At 68.1% G+C, this 18726-nt stretch carries 9 protein-coding genes; 4 read left to right on the top strand and 5 right to left on the bottom strand.

Annotated elements, in window-relative coordinates; genetic code table 11:
• Positions 1-16: 16 nt before the first annotated feature.
• Positions 17-2560 carry a response regulator gene (locus AC2D9V_RS04490; RefSeq protein ID WP_484712830.1) on the bottom strand — a complete coding sequence of 848 codons (2544 nt, stop codon included), beginning with the start codon at positions 2558-2560 and terminating at the stop codon, positions 17-19.
• A gap of 171 nt (positions 2561-2731) precedes the next feature.
• On the opposite strand from AC2D9V_RS04490, the gene AC2D9V_RS04485 reads away from it, so the two are divergent.
• Positions 2732-8194: an alpha-2-macroglobulin family protein gene (locus AC2D9V_RS04485; protein ID WP_484712829.1), complete on the top strand. Its 5463-nt coding sequence runs from the start codon at positions 2732-2734 to the stop codon at positions 8192-8194.
• Between the two features lie 166 nt (positions 8195-8360).
• Positions 8361-10403 carry a penicillin-binding protein 1C gene (gene pbpC / locus AC2D9V_RS04480; protein WP_484713405.1) on the top strand — a complete coding sequence of 681 codons (2043 nt, stop codon included), beginning with the start codon at positions 8361-8363 and terminating at the stop codon, positions 10401-10403.
• 103 nt (positions 10404-10506) lie between these two features.
• On the opposite strand, the gene AC2D9V_RS04475 is transcribed toward pbpC, so the two are convergent.
• Both AC2D9V_RS04475 and AC2D9V_RS04470 read right to left on the bottom strand, forming a co-directional pair.
• Positions 10507-13365 (bottom strand): error-prone DNA polymerase, encoded by a 2859-nt coding sequence (locus tag AC2D9V_RS04475; RefSeq protein ID WP_484712828.1) that lies wholly within the window; start codon positions 13363-13365, stop codon positions 10507-10509.
• A 72-nt stretch (positions 13366-13437) separates the two neighbouring features.
• Positions 13438-14070, bottom strand: coding sequence for a DUF1287 domain-containing protein (locus AC2D9V_RS04470; RefSeq protein WP_484712827.1), 633 nt, complete (start codon positions 14068-14070; stop codon positions 13438-13440).
• A gap of 88 nt (positions 14071-14158) precedes the next feature.
• Between AC2D9V_RS04470 and mnmH the strand changes: the two genes are divergently transcribed.
• Positions 14159-15217 (top strand): tRNA 2-selenouridine(34) synthase MnmH, encoded by a 1059-nt coding sequence (gene mnmH, locus AC2D9V_RS04465; protein WP_484712826.1) that lies wholly within the window; start codon positions 14159-14161, stop codon positions 15215-15217.
• Positions 15218-15420: 203 nt separating this feature from the next.
• Here mnmH and AC2D9V_RS04460 read toward each other — a convergent pair whose 3' ends face one another.
• Positions 15421-16632, bottom strand: coding sequence for a winged helix-turn-helix domain-containing protein (locus AC2D9V_RS04460; RefSeq protein WP_484712825.1), 1212 nt, complete (start codon positions 16630-16632; stop codon positions 15421-15423).
• Positions 16633-16815: 183 nt separating this feature from the next.
• On the opposite strand from AC2D9V_RS04460, the gene AC2D9V_RS04455 reads away from it, so the two are divergent.
• Positions 16816-18135 (top strand): cation:proton antiporter domain-containing protein, encoded by a 1320-nt coding sequence (locus tag AC2D9V_RS04455; RefSeq protein WP_484712824.1) that lies wholly within the window; start codon positions 16816-16818, stop codon positions 18133-18135.
• On the opposite strand, the gene AC2D9V_RS04450 is transcribed toward AC2D9V_RS04455, so the two are convergent.
• Positions 18132-18680: a DUF4142 domain-containing protein gene (locus AC2D9V_RS04450; protein ID WP_484712823.1), complete on the bottom strand. Its 549-nt coding sequence runs from the start codon at positions 18678-18680 to the stop codon at positions 18132-18134. The two genes, AC2D9V_RS04455 and AC2D9V_RS04450, sit on opposite strands and share 4 nt — an antisense overlap.
• Positions 18681-18726 lie beyond the last annotated feature (46 nt).

The raw sequence follows: 18726 nt of genomic DNA, 5'->3' as shown, positions 1-18726 counted from the left end.
GACGCCAGGGCAGCCTTCAAGCCGCGTCCTCCGCCGCCACCACAGGCGGGCGCGCCTCGCGCGGGCGGTGCTCGACCAGCGCGCCTTCGATGGCGGTCTTCCGCAAAGGTTTCGTCAGGTAGCGGTCGATTCCGGAGGCAAGGATCGCCTCGGCGTCCCCGTCCATCGCATGCGCCGTCAGCGCGACGATCGGCACCTTTGCCCCGTCCCCTCCCAGGGCGCGGATGGTCCGCGCGGCCTCCTTGCCGTCCATCTCGGGCATCGAGATATCCATGAAGATCAGATCGGGCCGGAAGCTCTGGAACAAGTCCACCGCGATGCGGCCGTTGTCGGCGAAGACGAGCTCGATGTCCATGTCGCGCACCATCTTCTGGAAGACCAGCTGGTTGGTCCGGTTGTCCTCTGCCGCCAGGACCCGCATCTGCCGCAGCTCGCTGTCCGGGACATCGGGCACTTCCTCAACAGCCGGCGCAGGCGGCGCTATCAGGCCTTGCAGGTGGCGGTAAAGGTCCGAGCGCAGGATCGGCTTTTGCAGCACGGCGGCAAAGTCGCGCGTCGCCTCGCCAAGGCCCATCGGGTGCGAGCTCAGAAGCATGACCGGCACCGGATTGCCCGTGGCGCGGATCTGCTGGAGAAGGCTTGGCCCGTCCATCTCGGGCATGTCATGGTCGGTCAGCACCACGTCATAGGGCGCGTCCACCGCCAGCCGCTCCAGCACCTCGGCCCCCGAACGGCAAAGGGTGACCGCGATCCCCCAGGGCGCAAGCTGGCGTTCCAGGATCGTGCGGTTGATGAACTGGTCATCCACCGCCAGCACCCGTCGTACCGCGACCGGCACCTGGATCGGCCCCGTATCCTCGGCCACCGGCAGGGTGACGCGGAAGCCGAAGCTCGACCCCTCGCCCAGCGTGCTGTCCACCCAGACCGCGCCCCCCATGTACTCGATCAGCCGCCGCGTGATCGCCAGGCCAAGTCCGGTGCCTTCGAACTTGCGGTTCCGCTCGTCCTCGACCTGGTTGAACTCTCCGAAGATGTGGTCAAGATATTCGGGCGCGATGCCGATCCCGGTATCCTCCACCGTGACATGCAGGGTCTGGCGGCCACCCTCGGCTTCGACCCCCACCACGCGGGTCAGGACATGGCCCGTCTCGGTGAACTTGACCGCATTGCCGATCAGGTTCGTCAGCACCTGCCGCAACCGCCCCGGATCGCCGACGAACCGGGTCGGCAGGAACATGTCGAAGTCGATCATCAGGTCGATGCCCTTTTCCCGCGCCCGCGGTTGAAGCAGCATCGTCACCTCGTGGATCGTGCGTTCGAGGTCAAAGGGCTCGGGCCGCAGGGTCAGCCGCTCCGCCTCGATCTTCGAATAGTCGAGGATGTCGTTGATGATCACCAGCAGCGCCTCGCCCGACGACCGGATCGTCTCGGCGAACAGGCGCTGCTCCTCAGTCAGCGCTGTGTCGCACAGAAGCTCGGCCATGCCGACGACACCGTTCATCGGCGTCCGGATCTCGTGGGACATGTTGGCCAGGAAGGCCGATTTCGCCCGGTTCGCCGCCTCGGCCGCCTTCCGCGCCATGTCCAGCGCCGCCTGCTGCTCGCGCAGTTCGGTGATGTCCCGCCGCAGGCCGACGCGGCCGCCGTCCGGGGTGACATGGTCGGATTCCAGCACCACCCGCCCGGAGGCAAGGGTGTTCTCGGCCACCGACTCCGCCGCCCGGAACTCCCGCATCCGGTCGGCCAGCCAGTCCTCCTCGCGCCCTTCCGCGCCCGGGACATGGCCGTTCCGCAGGCCGTGGCGCAGAAGGTCCTCGAAGGGCGTCCCCGGCTGCATATAGGGGGCCGAATCCGGGAACATCTCGCGATAGCGCTTGTTGCAGGTCAAAAGCCGTTCCTCCCGGTCAAACAGCACGAACCCATCCGGCAGCACGTCGATCGCGGCCCAGATCCGCATCTGTTCGGTGATGTCGATCGCCAGCGACACGAGGTCCCCGTCCGCCGCCCGCCGGTCCTGCAGCTTGATCCAGGTGCCGTTCGTCAGCTTCAGCGTCTCCGGCTCGATCGGATCGAGGTCGATCCGCGCCCGCATCCGCTGCACGAACCCCGCCGGATCCTCCTCCCCCAGGTCCACGATCCCCGAGCCCGCCAGAAGCTCCAGCACATCCTCGTAAGGGATCCCCGGAGCCACGGGGCGACCCCGGAACCACGAGAGCCAGGCGCTGTTCGCCGTCGCGAGTTTCAGCGAGGTGTCGAAGACCGCGAACCCATCGCGCACCGTGTTGATCGCATCCCACAGCCGCCGCTCGGCCATCACCGCGGCGGTATGGGCGCGGTCAAGGTCCTCGACAAACCGGTGGTTCTGGGTCTTCAGAACCTCGGCCTCGCTCAACACGCTGCGCACCACCTGGCGCTGCTCGACGATCTGGTCCGACAGCGACCGGGCATGGATCGCCAGCTTCTCGTTCGCGGCAAAAAGCTCGCGGCTTTTCTGCTCCAGCAGCCGCTCGGCCGCCAGCCGCGCCCGCCGTTCCCTGACCAGTCGCTCCGAAAGATCCATCACCCGCTGCCGACGTCCTGCCTGCCCACCGGTCCCTTGCCCGGTTTCCGTCCTCACCCTGCAACGTCAAAGTGAACCAAGGCTTAACGACGTCCGGTGGCTCCGGCCTTGCCAGCAAAAGGCCCGCCATGCGACACTTCCGGCGGTTACCCGAAGAAGGGATTTTCAGACATGCGCGGGTTCTTCAAATCGCTTGGTGCGGCTGCATTTCTGGGGGCTCTCCTCGCCGCTTCCGGCCCCCTTACGGCGCAGGACCTGATTCCCGAACGCCGCGTCGTCGTCACCCAGGACCAGGACCTGCCGGGGGGTGACATTGCCTCGGTCTTCGACACCACGATCGAGGCCTGCGAGCGTGCCGCGCTGACCAATCCGCGCAGCACCGCCTATGTCTACAACACCCGGAACGGGTCCTGCTTCGTGAAGAACAACCCCGGTTCGGGGGCCTTCTTCCAGGGCGCCATGTCCGCCTTCGTGATCGAGGGCGACGCAACCGTCCGCGCCGCCGCCAAGGACCGCCGCAAGGAGCTGGGCTTCATCCCCGACTGGGACATCCAGGCCGCGCATGACCAGGCCACAGGCCTTGGCCGCCAGCACTGGACCGGCCCCTGGACCGCCGAGGAACACCTGGCCGAGGCCGCCGCCGCCGAAGGCCGGGGAGATTGGGCGGGGGCCGCCGCCTTCACCGGCGCCGCGCTAAACCTCACCGACGATCCCGCCACCTGGGATGACTTCGCCCGCCGCCAGCTTCAGGCCGGCAGGGCCGATGCCAACCAGCAGTGGTACTTCTTCACGCAGGCGCAGAACTCCGCCATCAACGGCTACCTGCGCGCCGAAAACCCGGCCCTGCGCCACACGATCCTTGTCACACTCGCCTCGGTTTTCGAGGCGAACGGGCGCGGCCGCGATACCGTGCAGGCGCTCCGCCTTGCCCAGTCCCTCCAGGAACGCACCGACACGGCGGCCCTTCTGGATGATGCCATCGGCAAATACGGCTTCCGCATCACCGAAACCCTGGTGCAGTCCGACCTCGCGCGCCCCCGCATCTGTGCGACCTTCTCGGAAGACCTCGTGGCCGCCGGCGTAGATTACTCCACCTTCGTCGAGCTGACCGAACCCGGCATGGTGGTGGAAAACGGCGGCTGGCGGCAGCTCTGCGTCGGCGGTCTGGAACACGGCAAGCGCTATTCGCTCACCTTCCGCGACGGGCTCCCGGCCGCCGACGGCCAGAGCCTGGCAAAGTCGGTCGAGATCACCCAATACGTCCGTGACCGCGCCCCCGGCCTGCGCTTCCCGGGCCGGGGCTATGTCCTGCCCAAGGCCGGCGAGGCCGCCCTTCCGGTCGAAACGGTGAACACCGAAGCGCTCGACCTAACCCTCTTCCGCGTGACCGACCGCAACCTTCTGCGCTCGATCCAAGACTACTACTTCGGCGCCCCGATCCAAGTCTATTCCGAGTTTCTCTTCACCGAAAGGGTGGGCGAAGAGATCTGGTCCGGCACCGCCACCGTCGCGCAAGAGGTGAACCGCGACGTCACCACCCGCCTCCCGATGACCGCGGCCCTGGCCGGCATGCCCGCCGGCATCTATGCGCTCAAGGCCGCCGTGCCGGGGGTCGATCCCTATGCGAACGCCCCCGCCTGGCAATGGTTCGTGGTCTCCGACCTTGGGCTGACCACGATGTCGGGCGTCGACGGCCTGCATGTCTTCGTCCGCTCCCTCGGCACAGCCGGGGCCCGGCCCGGCGTGACGGTAGAGCTTCTGAACCGCGCCAACACCATCCTTGGCACCGCGACGACCGACGACATGGGCCACGCCGTCTTCGACGCTGGCCTCACCCGCGGTACCGGCGGCAGCGCCCCGGCCATGGTCGTGGTGCGCGACGGCGAGGCCGACATCGCCTTCCTCTCCCTCACCGACCCCGAATTCGACCTTTCCGACCGTGGGGTCGAGGGGCGTGAGGCCGCCCCGCCGGTCGATGTCTTCGTGACCACCGACCGCGGCGCCTACCGCGCGGGCGAGACGGTCTATGTCACCGCGCTCGCCCGCGATGCCACGCATGAAGCGATCGAGGGCCTGCCCCTGACGGCCATCGTCCGCCGTCCGGACGGGGTGGAATACGCCCGCTCGGTCCAGAACGACTGGGGCGGCGGCTATGTCTTCAGCCAGCCCATCGCCGGATCGGCCCCGCGCGGCATCTGGCGGCTGGAGCTTTTCGCCGATCTCGAAGCCCCCGCGCTCGCCGCGAAGACCTTCCTCGTCGAAGATTTCCTTCCCGAACGCATCGACTTTGACCTTGCCCTCGCCGACGCTCCCCTGTCGCTCGGAAGCCCACCGGTCGACCTGACCGTCGCCGCCCGCTATCTCTTCGGCGCGCCCGGTGCCGGGCTTGCTATCGAAGGCGAAGTTCTCCTCCGCGCGAGCGAGGGGCTCGAGGCCTTCCCCGGCTACAGCTTCGGTCGCCACGATCGGCCCTTCTCGGCGCAGATGACCTCGCTTGAGGGCGGCGAGACGGACGAGGCAGGCACCGCCCTGATCCCGGTCGCCCTCCCGGACATCGACGATCCCCTCCGCCCGCTCGAGGCGCGGGTAACAGTGCGCATCGCCGAAGGCTCGGGCCGTCCGGTGGAACGGTCGGTGACACGGAAGCTCGCCCCCTCCGACACGCTGATCGGCGTGAAACCCATGTTCAACGGGGTGGCAGCCGAAGGCAGCGACGCCCGCTTCAACCTGATCGCCGTCGGCCCCGATGGCGCGCTAGCGCCCCTGCCGGTCAGCTGGAAGGTCGTCCGCGTGAACTACGACTACCAGTGGTATCAGTCCTTCGGGAACTGGAGCTGGGAGCCGGTCATCACCCGCACCCCCGTGGCCGAAGGGACCGCGACGCTCGGGCCCCAGCCGGTCGAAATCGCCGCCCGTGTAGACTGGGGTACCTACGAAATCCTTGTCGAACGCACCGACGGCGGGCCATCCGCCACCTCGATGGAATTCTACGCCGGCTGGTATGCCCCGGCCGATGCCAGTGCCACGCCCGACACGCTGGAACTGTCGCTCGACAAGCCCGCCTATGCGCCGGGTGAGACCGCAACACTCCGCATCGTGCCCCGTGCCGCAGGGACGGCGCTGGTCACGGTGCTCTCGAACCGCGTCATCGCGATGCAGGCGGTCGAGGTCACCGAAGGCGAAAACCTCGTCACGCTGCCGGTCACCGACGACTGGGGAACCGGCGTCTACGTCACCGCCTCGGTCCTCCGCCCGATGGACGTGGCCGCAGGCCGCAACCCCGCCCGCGCGCTCGGGCTCACCCACGCCAGCATCGACCCCGGTCCCCGCGCCCTTGCCGCGACGGTCGAGGTCGCCGCCGAAGCAGCCCCGCGCGGTCCCTTGGACGTGGCCGTCAAGGTCGACGGCGTGACGGCGGGTGAAAAGGCCTATGTCACCATCGCCGCCGTCGATGTCGGCATCCTGAACCTCACCGCCTTCAAGGCCCCCGATCCGCAGGCGCATTACTTCGGCCAGCGGCGCCTCGGCGTCGGCATCCGCGACATCTACGGTCGCCTGATCGACGGCATGTCGGGCGCGATGGGCGAAGTACGCTCGGGCGGCGACGCAGGCGCACAGGCTCGCCTGCAAGCGCCCCCTCCCACCGAGGAACTCGTCGCCTACTTCACCGGCCCGGTCGAGGTCGGCGCCGACGGCTACGCCCGCGCCTCCTTCGACCTGCCGTCGTTCAACGGCACCGTGAAGGTGATGGCCGTCGCATGGTCGAAGACCGGCGTCGGTCAGGCCTCCGCCGATGTCCTCGTCCGCGACCCGGTCGTCGTCACCGCCAGCCTCCCCCGCTTCCTCTCGCCCGGCGACGAAAGCCGCCTCCTCCTGGAGATCGTCCATGCCACCGGCCCCTCCGGCCGGATGGGTCTCGACGTCTCCGCCGCGGGCGTCACCCTCGGCACTGTCCCCTCGGGTTTCGAGCTTGCCGACAAGGCCAAGGCGGTCTTCGAGGTCCCGGTCACGGCGGGCGCGGTCGGTGTCCACACCATCGACGTCTCGCTCACCACGCCTGACGGCAAGGTCCTGAAGAAGACCCTCTCCCTTCCCGTGCAGGTAAACGACCCCGAGGTCGCCCGCATCTCGCGCCTTGACCTCGCTTCCGGCCAAAGCTTCACCTTCGACAGCAATGTCTTCGCCGGCCTCGTCGAAGGCTCCGGCAAGGCGACCATGGCCATCGGCCCCATCGCCCGCCTGAACGCCCCCGGCCTCTTGGCCTCCCTCGACCGCTACCCCTTCGGCTGCACCGAGCAGATCACCAGCCGCGCCCTGCCGCTCCTCTACTTCGACGAAATGGCGCAGGTGATGGACCTCAAGGGTGCCGACAATCTCCAGCAGCGGATCAACGAAGCACTGGTCGAAATCCTCGCCAACCAGTCCGCCACCGGTGGCTTCGGCCTCTGGGGGCCGGGCGAGGGCGACTTCTGGCTCGATGCCTTCGTCACCGACTTCCTCAGCCGCGCCCGCGCCCAGGGCTACGCGGTTCCCGATCTCGCCTTCAAGAACGCGCTTGCGAACCTGCGGAACCAGGTGAACTACGCCCCCGACTTCAGCGCCGAGACGAACGGCGGGGGTGAGGCGCTGGCCTACGCCCTCATGGTCCTTGCCCGCGAAGGGGCCGCCGCCATCGGCGACCTGCGCTACTACGCCGACGTGAAGGGCGACGACTTCGCCACCCCGCTCGCCCAGGCCCAGCTTGGCGCGGCGCTGGCAAGCTACGGCGACCAGGCCCGCGCGGACGCCATGTTCCGCAAGGCCGGCGCGAAGCTGGAGGCGCTTTCGGGCCCGGAGACCGAACAGCTCTGGCGCGCCGACTACGGCACCCGCTTCCGCGACGCGGCGGCGGTCCTGACCCTCGCCGTCGAGGCCGGCTCGAACGCCGTGGACCGCGAGGCGCTGACCGACCGCATCGCCGTGCAGGGCGGCACCCTCTCCACGCAAGAGGCGACCTGGGCGCTCCTCGCCGCGAACGCCCTGATCGACCGGCCCGGCGCCGACGGCATCACCATCGACGGCCAGCCCGCCGACGGCCCGTTGGTCCGTGTCCTGAACGCAGGGGCCGTGACCCCGGTTGTGGTCAGGAACGACGGCGCGGACACGACCCTGACCGTCACCACTTTCGGCGTGCCTTCCGAACCCGAACCCGCCGGCGGCAACGGCTATGCCATCAAGCGCACCTACTACACGATGGACGGACAGGAGGTCGGCCTTCAGGAAGGCATCGCCGCCGGCACCCGCCTTGTCACGGTGCTCGAGGTCACGCCCTTCGCCTATGGCGAGGCGCGGCTGATGGTCAGCGATCCCCTGCCCGCCGGGTTCGAGATCGACAACCCGAACCTGATGTCCGCCGGGTCGACCTCTGAGCTTGCCTGGCTCGACACGCTCCAGGACGTCCGGCACTCCGAATTCCGGCAGGACCGGTTCCTCACGGCGGTCGACTGGTCCTCGGACGCGCCCTTCCGGCTCGCCTACATCGTCCGCGCCGTCAGCCCCGGCACCTTCCACCACGCCGCGCCTTCGGTCGAGGACATGTACCGCCCCGACTTCCGCGCGCGCGGGGAGACGGGCAGCATCACCATCGCGCCGTAGGAATGGCTTTGCACCACGCATATGCGCCTCCCCTCCCCCCCGTGGGGAGGGGATGGGGGTGGGGGGTGTCCGGAAGCCTCGCGCCCGGAACCCCTCCTCGAGCATTTCATGCACTCGTCGGATACGATAGCGAGGAGTGCACGAACTGCTCGACGAGCGGACCCCGCTGATGCGCGCCCGTTGGCTCATCGCCCTCGCCCTGTGCCTCTGGCTCGCCGCCCTCGGCCGCGACCGCTACGATCAATGGGTCGACGCCACCATCCTGCCCCCCCTCATGGTTGAAACCTCGGTCGAAGTCCTTGACCGCGACGGCATGCTCCTCCGCGCCTACACCGTCGCCGACGGCCGCTGGCGCCTGTCGCTCCCGCCCGACAAGGTCGACCCCGTCTACCTCCGGATGCTCATCGCCTATGAGGACCGCCGCTTCCGCGACCATCCCGGCGTCGATGCCCGCTCCATGCTGCGCGCCGTCCTCCAGGCCGCCTGGAACGGCCGCGTCGTCTCGGGCGGCTCCACGCTGACCATGCAGGTCGCGCGCCTACTGGAAGAAGGCACGACGGGTGAGGTTGCAGGCAAGCTCCGCCAGATGCGCGTCGCCCTGGCACTGGAGCGGCGTCTGACCAAGGACCAGATCCTCCAGCTTTACCTCCACCTCGCCCCCTTCGGCGGCAACCTCGAAGGCGTCCGCGCCGCCTCGATCAGCTATTTCGGCAAGGAACCGGCGCGCCTTACCCCCGCCGAAGCCGCCCTTCTGGTCGCCATCCCGCAAAGCCCCGAAACCCGGCGCCCCGACCGCGCCGCCGACCGGGCCGAGGCCGCCCGGAACCGCGTGCTTTCCCGCGCGAAGGGCGAAGGCGTGATCGATGCCGATACCGTCGCCGCCGCCCTGCGCGAAGAAGTGCCGGGCCTCCGCAAGCCCTTCCCGGCGCTCGCCCCGCACCTTGCCGACCGCGCGCGGGATGAAGAACCCCAGACCCTCGCCCATACCCTCACCCTCGACGGCACGCTTCAGCGCAAGCTCGAAACCCTCGCCGCCGAGGCGGTCGAAGGGCGCGGCGAGGCCCTGCAGGTGGCGATACTCGTCGCCGACCACGCCTCGGGCGAAATCCTCGCCAGCGTCGGCTCCGCCGGCTATCAGGCCGACCTCCGGCAGGGCTTCGTCGACATGACCCGGGCGCTCCGGTCCCCCGGCTCGACGCTGAAGCCGCTGGTCTACGCGCTCGCCTTCGACGAAGGCCTCGGCCACCCGGAAACCATGATCGACGACCGGCCGATGACCTTCGGTGCCTACGCGCCGCAGAACTTCGACCGTCTATACCTCGGCACCATCCGGATGCGAGAGGCGCTGCAGCTTTCCCGCAACATCCCCGTCGTGGAACTGACCGAGGCGCTGGGTCCTGCGCGCCTCATCTCGGCGATGGAAAAGGCCGGGATGCAGCCGGTCTTCCCGGGCGACCAGCCGGGCCTTGCCATCGCGCTCGGCGGGGTCGGGGTGTCGCTCTCCGACATGGTCCAGCTTTACGCCACGCTCGCGCGGGGCGGCGTCGCGCGGCCGCTCACCTACCGGCTGGACGGTCCGGGGGCCGAGGGGCAGCGCGTGGTCTCCGAGGTCGCGGCGTGGCAGGTAGGCGACATTCTCGCCGGCCTCGCCCCGCCACCCGGCGCGCCCGCGAACCGGCTCGCCTACAAGACCGGCACCTCCTATGGCCACCGCGACGCCTGGGCCATCGGCTATGACGGCACCCATGTGATCGGCGTCTGGATGGGCCGGGCCGACGGCACGCCGGTGCCGGGGGCCTTCGGTGCCGACGTGGCCGCCCCGGTCCTCTTCCAGGCCTTCAACCGTTTGAAGCCGAAACTCGACCCGCAACCCCCTGCGCCCGCCTCGACCCTTCTCGTCGCGAACGCCGAACTGCCGCAGCCCCTGCAACGCTTCCGCTCCCGCTCCGCCGCCTTCGAGGCCGCCGCGGACGCGCCCGCCGTCGCCTTCCCCCCCGACGGGGCCGAGGTGGAGCTTCTGCCCGCCGGCCTCAAGGTCCGCGTGACCGGCGGTACCGCGCCCTTCACCTGGCTGGCCGACGGCGTGCCGATGGTCGTGGCCCTCGACGAGCGCGAAACGATGCTCGCCCTGCCCGGTGCAGGCTTCGTCACCCTCAGCGTGATCGACGCCAAGGGGCGGTCGGCCCGGGCCAAGGTGCAGGTCAGGTAGCGCCAACCGGTTTTCTGCGAAAACCGCGCAGGAACAAGCTTTCTGCGAAAGCTTGACGGGGTAGCCTTTGATTTTTCGCAGAAAAATCGTTCGCAAAGGGCCGTTACGCCGCATCCAGCCAGGGCCGGAGCAGCGCCATCGGATGCGCCCGCAGCGTCAGCCGCATCGCCAGGTAATCCTCCACCACCGCCTCGCCCAGCGTCATCGCGCGGAACTGGACGGCGGGCTCCACGATCCCCTCGCCCTCCATGTCCCCGGCGAAGAGGGGCAGCGCGGGGCCGGGGGCCAGCGCCTCGGCGGCCCAGAGGGCATCGCGGCGGGACAGGCCCAGGGCGGCGAAGGCATCCGCCTCGGCCAGCCGCGCCAGCGTGGCGGGGCCCACGCCCGCGCGGCGCCAGACATCCTCGACCGCCTGATAGCCGTTCCCCCGCGCGGCGGTGATCCAGCGCGCCTCCTCCTCGGCGATCCCCTTGATCTGCCGGAACCCCAGGCGCAGCGCCAGTTCCGGCGGCTGCCCCGCGCGGTCAAGCCATTCCATCCGGTTGTCCCAGTGGCTGGCATTGATGCAAGGCGGCAGCACCGTCACCCCATGCTCCCGCGCATCCCGCACGATCTGTGCGGGTGCATAGAACCCCATCGGCTGGCTGTTGAGCAAAGCGCAGGCGAAGATCCCCGGATGATGCCGCTTGATCCAGGCGCTGGCATAGACCAGCAGGGCAAAGCTGGCGGCATGGCTTTCGGGAAAGCCGTAGCTGCCGAAACCCTCGATCTGGGCAAAGCAGCGCTTGGCGAAGTCTTCGTCATAGCCCCGCGCCAGCATGCCCCCGATGAAACGGTCGTGGAACTCGCTGACTGACCCGTGCTTCTTGAAGGTCGCCAGCGACCGCCGCAGCCGGTCCGCTTCTTCCGGCGTGAAGCCCGCGCCGACGATGGCGATCTGCATCGCCTGCTCCTGGAAGAGGGGCACCCCCAGCGTCTTGGCCAGCACTCGACCCAGATCGTCCGAGGGGAAACTCACCTGCTCCTGCCCGTTCCGCCGCCGCAGGAACGGATGCACCATGTCGCCCTGGATCGGTCCCGGCCGGATGATCGCGACCTGGATCACCAGGTCGTAGAAGCACCGCGGCCGCATCCGGGGCAGGAAGTTCATCTGCGCCCGGCTTTCGACCTGAAAGACGCCAAGCGAGTCCGCCCGGCAAAGCATCCGGTAGGTCTCCGGGTCCTCGGGCGGCAGGGTGGCCAGCGTGAACTGCTGGTGATGGTGCTTTTCCAGAAGGTCAAAGGCCTTGCGGATGCAGCTCAGCATCCCCAGCGCCAGGATATCGACCTTCAGGATCTTCAGCGTGTCGATGTCGTCCTTGTCCCAGGGAATGACCGTCCGGTCCTCCATCGTGGCGTTCTCGACCGGGCAAAGCTCATCCAGCCGGCCTTCGGTGATGATGAAGCCGCCGACGTGCTGGCTGAGGTGGCGGGGAAAGCCCTGGATCTCGTCAATCAGCGCCATGGTCTGCACCAGCCGCGCATCCGTCGGGTCCAGCCCGATCTCCTTCAGCCGCGTTTCCGTTACCGCCCCCGGCCCGCCCCAGCCCCAGATCTGGCTCGACATCGCGGCCAGCGTATCCTCCGACAACCCCATCGCCCGCCCCACCTCGCGCACCGCGCGCTTGCCGCGGTAGTGGATCACCGTGGCGCAGAGGCCCGCCCGGTGCCGGCCATAGCGTTCGTAGATGTGCTGGATCACCTCTTCCCGCCGCTCATGCTCGAAATCCACGTCGATGTCGGGGGGTTCGTTCCGCGCCTCGCTGATGAAGCGTTCAAAGACCATCGTCCCGATCTCGGGCGAAACCGAGGTCACCCCCAGCGCATAGCAGACCACCGAATTCGCCGCCGATCCCCGCCCCTGACACAGGATGCCGCGCCCCCGGGCGAAGGCCACGATGTCATGGACGGTCAGGAAATAGGGCTCGTAACGCAGCTTCGCGATCAAGGCGAGTTCATGCGCCATCTGCGCCCGCACGCGGTCAGGCACCCCCTCGGGGTAACGCCACTCCAGCCCCGCCTCGGCCAGCCGGACCAGGCGCTGGACGGCACTTTCGCCCGGCGAATTCTCGGACGGGTATTCGTAGCTCAGCTCATCCAGCGAAAAGGCCGCTCGCGCCGCCACCTCGCCTGCCCGCCGCACCGCCGCCTCATGCCCCCGGAAGATCCGCAGCATCTCGGCTTCCGACCGCAGCCGCCCCTCGTTGTTCGGCAAGGCCCGGCGGCCCAGCCGGTCCACCGTCACCCCCAGCCGGATCGCCGTCAGCACGTCGCAAAGCCGCCGGCGCGACCCGTGGTGCAGGAACGGGAGCGCCGAGGCGACGGTCGGCACCTTCATCTCCTCGGCCAGCTTGGCAAGATGGCGGAACCGCTCGGGGTCCTGCCCGTCGTAAGAGGGCGCCAGCACCAGGTGGACCTGCCCCGGAAAACGGCCCCGCAGCGCCCGGACATGCGCGCGCCAACGCGGGCCTTCCGCCATCGGCACCGGCGGGGCTTCGGCCAGCGTCAGCCGCCGCCCAGGCGGCAGGACCAGCATCTCCAGCCCTTCGCCCCACTCCAGAAGGTCCTCGATATGCAGCGTGCAGTCGCCCTTCACCGCCCGAAGCCGCCCAAGGCTCAGCAACCGCGAAAGCCGCCCCCAGGCCGCCCGGTCGCGCGGCAGGCAGGTCAGGCCGAAGCGATCCGCCAGCACCACCCGCGCCGCCGGGATCAGCCGCACCTTCGGCCCCCCATCTGGCCCGGCATCCCGCGCAAGTTCCCGCGCCCGCGTATGCGCCCTGACGATCCCGGCGACCGAGTTCACATCCGCCACCGCAATCGCCTCCATCCCCATCCCGGCGGCGCGCGTGATCAGCTCCTCGGGGTGCGAGGCCCCGACAAGGAAGGTGAAGTTCGACAGCGCGGAAAGCTCGACAAAAGCCAAGGGCGACTCACCGGAACAGGAACAAAGGCAGAACATGATGCCATGTTCCGCCCCCCGGTTCCAGCGCCCCCGCTATTCCGTCAGGGATTTAAGCCGTGCCGCCTGATCCGCCCCGATCCGGTAATGCCCGGTCATCGGATAGGCGAAAAGGATGTCCTCCTCCTGCGCGCCCTCGCCGATATTGTGCAGGATGAGCGGAGCCCCGTCCGGCCCCAGCCGGTCCGAGACGATGCCCATATGGGCATGGTTGCCCGGCAGCGTCCAGGTGACGATATCGCCCGGCAGGAACGGCGTCGGCCCCTCGGACAAGGGCACCTCTGCCCCGATCCGGGAAAGCAGCGTCCGAAGGTTCGGCACCCGGCGATGGTCGATGTTGCGGTCCGGCGCGCTCAGTCCCCAGAAGGCGGGATAGGCCGCGAAATCCGCCGTCATGTCGCGGTTGACCGCAAGCTGCAGGTCGATCCCCCAGCCATCGCGCAGCGCGCGGATCACCACATCGGTGCAGACCCCCCGGTCACGCGGCAGATCGCCGCCCGGAAACTCCAGCCGCGTATAGGACGGGTCATAGATGACCGTGACGCCCACCTGCTCCCGCGCCGCCTCGGTCAGGCGCGACGGGACGGCACCGGCATGCAGAGCACCCGCAAGCAGGGGAACAACAATCAGGACAAGACCGGACAGAACCTTACGCATGGTCAGGATCATGCCTCCAACCGCCCCGTCTGACGAGTGGGGATTTTCCCCGCGCGGCCCGGACTGGCACCTTTCCGCCGGGATTGGTAATAGCTTCGTGATGGCCCTCACGCTCACCTCCCTTGCCGATCTGGCGAAGCCCGGGTTCGATGACATCATCGACGTCCGCTCCCCGGCCGAATATGCCGAGGATCACCTGCCCGGTGCGATCTCGCTCCCCGTCCTCGACAATGACGAACGCGCCCGCGTCGGCACGATCTACAAGCAGGTCTCGCCCTTCACCGCACGCAAGCTTGGCGCGGCGCTGGTGGCCCGGAACGCGGCCCACCACCTTGAAACCGTGCTGGCCGACCGTCCGGGCGGCTGGCGGCCCCTCGTCTACTGCTGGCGCGGCGGGCAGCGGTCCGGGTCGTTCGCGACGATCCTTGGCCAGATCGGCTGGCGGGTCGAAACCCTGGTCGGCGGCTACCAGTCCTGGCGGCGGCTCGTCGTGCAGGCGGTCTATGACACGCCGGTCGCGTCGCCCGTCGTCGTCCTTGACGGCAACACCGGCTCGGCCAAGACCGAGGTGCTGAATCTCCTCCCCGGTTTCGGGGTGCAGGTCATCGACCTTGAAGGTCTCGCCCGGCATCGCGGTTCGCTCTTCGGGTCAACCGGGCCGCAGCCCTCGCAAAAGGCCTTCGAAGGCGCGCTGGCCCTCGCCCTCGCCGCGCTCGACCCCACCCGCCCCGTGGTGGTCGAGGCGGAAAGCTCCAAGATCGGCAATTGCCGCATCCCGCCCGAGCTCTGGAAGGCCATGGTCGCCGCCCCCCGCGTCACCATCGCTGCCCCCCGCGCCGCCCGCGCCGCTTACCTGACCCGCGCCTATGCCGACCTCACCTCCGACAAGTCTCGTCTCGCGGCAACGGTGGACCTCCTGCGCCCGATGCACCCGCGCGACCGGATCGCCGACTGGCAGGCGATGGCCGCCGCCGGTGACTTCGCCGCGCTTGCCGACAGCCTGATGGAACTCCACTACGACCAGCGCTACGCCAAGCACCGCGCCCGGATGCCCGACCCGAAGGCCGAGGTCACCGCCGCACGGCTAGAGGTGGCCGACCTCCCCAACGTCGCCGCCCGCATCGCCCGTGCCGTGCGGGAAATCGCGCGCCAGCCCTGAACCGATTTCTTCGAAGAAATCGCACCGGAGCCTTCAAAGGCTCCGACGCGGAGTTTTCGAAAACTCCGCTTCTCCTACGCCCGAGTCGCAATCAAGGTTAACGCCCCGCCCGCCTGCCTCGCGTAGAGACGGATGCAAGACGCATGGAAGACAGAAGGAAGACCGTTCATCTTTCGGTAACTTGACGATTTAACAGAGCGATCTCAGGGGCTTGGCTGCCGCACCGTCTCCCGCTCCCACCCCTCCAGGAATTCCACCCTCTCGCACCCCGAGAACACCGCCAGTCGCTCGAGTTCGGCCTCCAGCTTCCCCCGCCGTTCCTTCGTCAGCCGGACCCCGACCTCGGGCCAGAACGCCCTGACCCGCAGCGCACCCGCATCCCGGTAGGCCTTGGCATCGATCCTCCCGACCAGCCGGTCGCCTTCTAGGACAGGAAAGACATAGTAGCCGAAAATCCGTTTGGCTTCAGGCACAAAGACCTCGATCCGGTAGCGGAAGCCGAACAGGAACTCGGCCCGATCGCGGTCGCGCAGGGCGGGATCGAAGGGCGAAAGGATGCGCAGGCGCCGGGTCGGTTCGGGCGGCGGGGTCAGCAGCGTTTCGGGCCGGATCAGGACCTTCCGCCGCTGGCCGAGCGCACCCTCGACCTCAACCTCGATGATCGCACCGCGCGCGATTTCCCTTTTGCACCAATGCTTTGCCTCATCCGGGGAAATCGCGTTCCAATAGGCCGCAATCTCGCCCGACGTGGCAAACCCCAGATGGTCCAGCGCGGTTTCGCAGGCCCAGTCGACCACAGTCTCCCCCGGAACGGTGCGGCGGTGTTCTTCCGGGATCACCCGCTCGGTCAGGTCATAGATCTTGCGGAACCCGTCCCGCCGCGTCACCGCGACCTGCCCGGTCCGCCACAGCCATTCCAGCGCGGTCTTCGACGGATGCCAGTCCCACCAGCCCCCCTTGCCCCGCACCTCGCCTTCGCCGACATCGGCGGTGCCGACCGGGCCGTCCTTGGCTATCCGATTGAGAATGTTATCGAATTGCGCCTCATATCCCTCGCGGAACCATGACCTCCAGTTCGCCTCCAGCCGCACGGCGTCGCGCCGGAACCGATGCTGCCAGACCCCATGTAGCCGCGTGGGCAGGATCGAGGCATCATGCGTCCAGTGCTCCCAGAGGCTCCGGTCCCGTTCGAGCAGCCGCTTCATAGCCACAGGTTGATAGCTCTGCCGCCGCGACCACAAGATCATGTCATGCGCCCGGGCGACCGTGTTGATGCTGTCCACCTGCACGAACCCGATCCGTTCGATCAGACCATGCAGCGCCTGCCCAAAGGCCCGGCCAACGGGGGCCTCTGCAAGAGCATGGCGATCAAGGAAAATGCGGCGGGCGGTGGCGTTGGACAACACTTGGGACATTCGCAGTGCGTATCATTGCAAATGGTTTCAGCAAATGCGGGAATTGTGACCAGCAAAGGTCGCAGCAAGGTTGGACAAAGTCCCGCAATTGCCTACTATCCCCTTGTCTCCTGACAGAATTTCCCGAAGCGCACCATGGCCGCATGCCCATTCCGGGGCACCGGCCAGAAAGGACAGTACCTATTGCCCCACGAGACGCCCCTCATCACCACCCTTGTCATGGGCTTCGGCCTTGCCTTCCTGTTCGGCCTTCTGGCGCAACGGCTGAAACTGCCGTTGATCGCCGGTTATCTGCTGGCTGGCGTGGTTATCGGACCGTTTACGCCGGGCTACGTGGCCGACATGGCGTTGGCTACCGAACTGGCGGAACTTGGGGTGATCCTCCTGATGTTCGGGGTGGGCCTCCACTTTTCCCCGCGCGACCTGATGGCGGTCAAGGCGATCGCCGTGCCGGGTGCCATCGGGCAGATCGCGGTCGCCACCAGTTTCGGCACGGCGATGGGCTGGATGATGGGGTGGAGCCTTGGCGCAGGGCTGATCTTCGGCCTTGCGCTTTCGGTCGCCTCGACCGTGGTCCTTTTGCGGGCACTGCAAGAGCGTGACCTGATCACGACCGAAAAAGGCCGGGTCGCCGTGGGCTGGCTGATCGTGGAGGACCTGGTGATGGTCCTGTCGCTGGTCCTGATCCCGCCGCTTGCGGGTCTTCTGGGCGGGGTTTCGCTTCCCGTCGGCGAAGAGGCCGAGATCGTGTCAGAGGTCGGCAGCGGTATCGGGATCGGCATCGGGCCGATCGCGGCCACAGTCGTGGTGACCCTGGTCAAGGCCGCAGCCTTCGTTGCCCTGATGCTGATCATCGGCCGCCGGGTCATCCCCTGGGTCCTGCATTTCGTGTCCCACACCAAATCGCGTGAGCTTTTCCGGCTGTCGGTCCTGGCCATCGCGCTTGGCGTCGCCTACGGGGCCACGCATTTCTTCGGCGTGTCCTTCGCACTGGGGGCCTTCTTCGCCGGCATGGTGATGTCGTCCTCCACTCTCTCCTCGCAGGCGATGCGCGAGACGCTGCCCCTGCGGGATGCTTTCGCCGTCCTTTTCTTCGTGTCGGTCGGGATGCTGTTCAACCCTGCCATCATCCTCACAGCACCGCTCGCATTGCTGGGAACGGTGCTGATCATCGTGGGGATCAAGTCGGTCGCGGCCTACTACATCGTCAGGGCCTTCGGGCATGACCGTGACAAGGGCCTGACCATCGCGGCAAGCCTCGCGCAGATCGGCGAGTTCTCGTTCATCCTGATCACCATGGGGGTTAAACTGGCCATCGTCCCGACCGAGGCGCGCGATCTTGTCGTGGCCGGGGCGATGATCTCGATCCTTCTCAACCCGCTGCTCTTCCACCTTCTGGACCGGCGGTCCATCCGGCGCGCATCGGCGGCTGCAGAACCCGCCGAAACGGATCCTGCCGCCACCGAGATCGATCGCCCCGACAGCCCGGAGCCCGCGCGTTAGGTATCGGTCTCGGCCAGCGGCTTGACCTCTTGCAGGTGCTGTTGCAGTGCCGGCAGGGTATCGGTCGCGAAGGTCCGAAGCGGCCCCTCCGCGCCCCGATTGGCGTAGCCTTCGAAAAGCATCACGGCCTCGTTATGGGCCGCCAGCTGCGCCCCGAGATAGGCTCCGTCAAAATCCTCGGCCGCGGCAGCGGCAAGGTTGTCCAGCTGCGCCTGATGGTCGGACATCAGCTGCTTTGCCGGCGTAAGGCCCTCGGAACTGGCGGCAACGACCAACTTCTCGCCGGCGGCCTGATGGTCCGCGATCATGCGCTCGGCAAAGGCGATCACATCCTGGGACTGGGACCGTTCAAGCGCCATCTGGCTTGACTGGATCTCGAATTCGTTGGCCGACGCGGCACGTTCGGCAAAGGCCTGGGGCGTCGTCATCGCCGCCTGCATTTCCTCTTGCGACGGCGGTGAGACGTCCTGTCCGGTCGCGGTCTGGGCCGACACGCCGCCCGCCGAGGCGACACCAAGGACAAAGGTGAGTAGCTTGGCATTCATGGAACGCACTCCTTGATTGGGGAGTGGTCCAACCGGACCGGCAAGG

The organism is Tabrizicola sp. T46, assembly GCF_057219895.1.
Note: the sequence above shows the minus strand (reverse complement) of the source record. Positions and strands in the feature narration are given on the sequence as shown.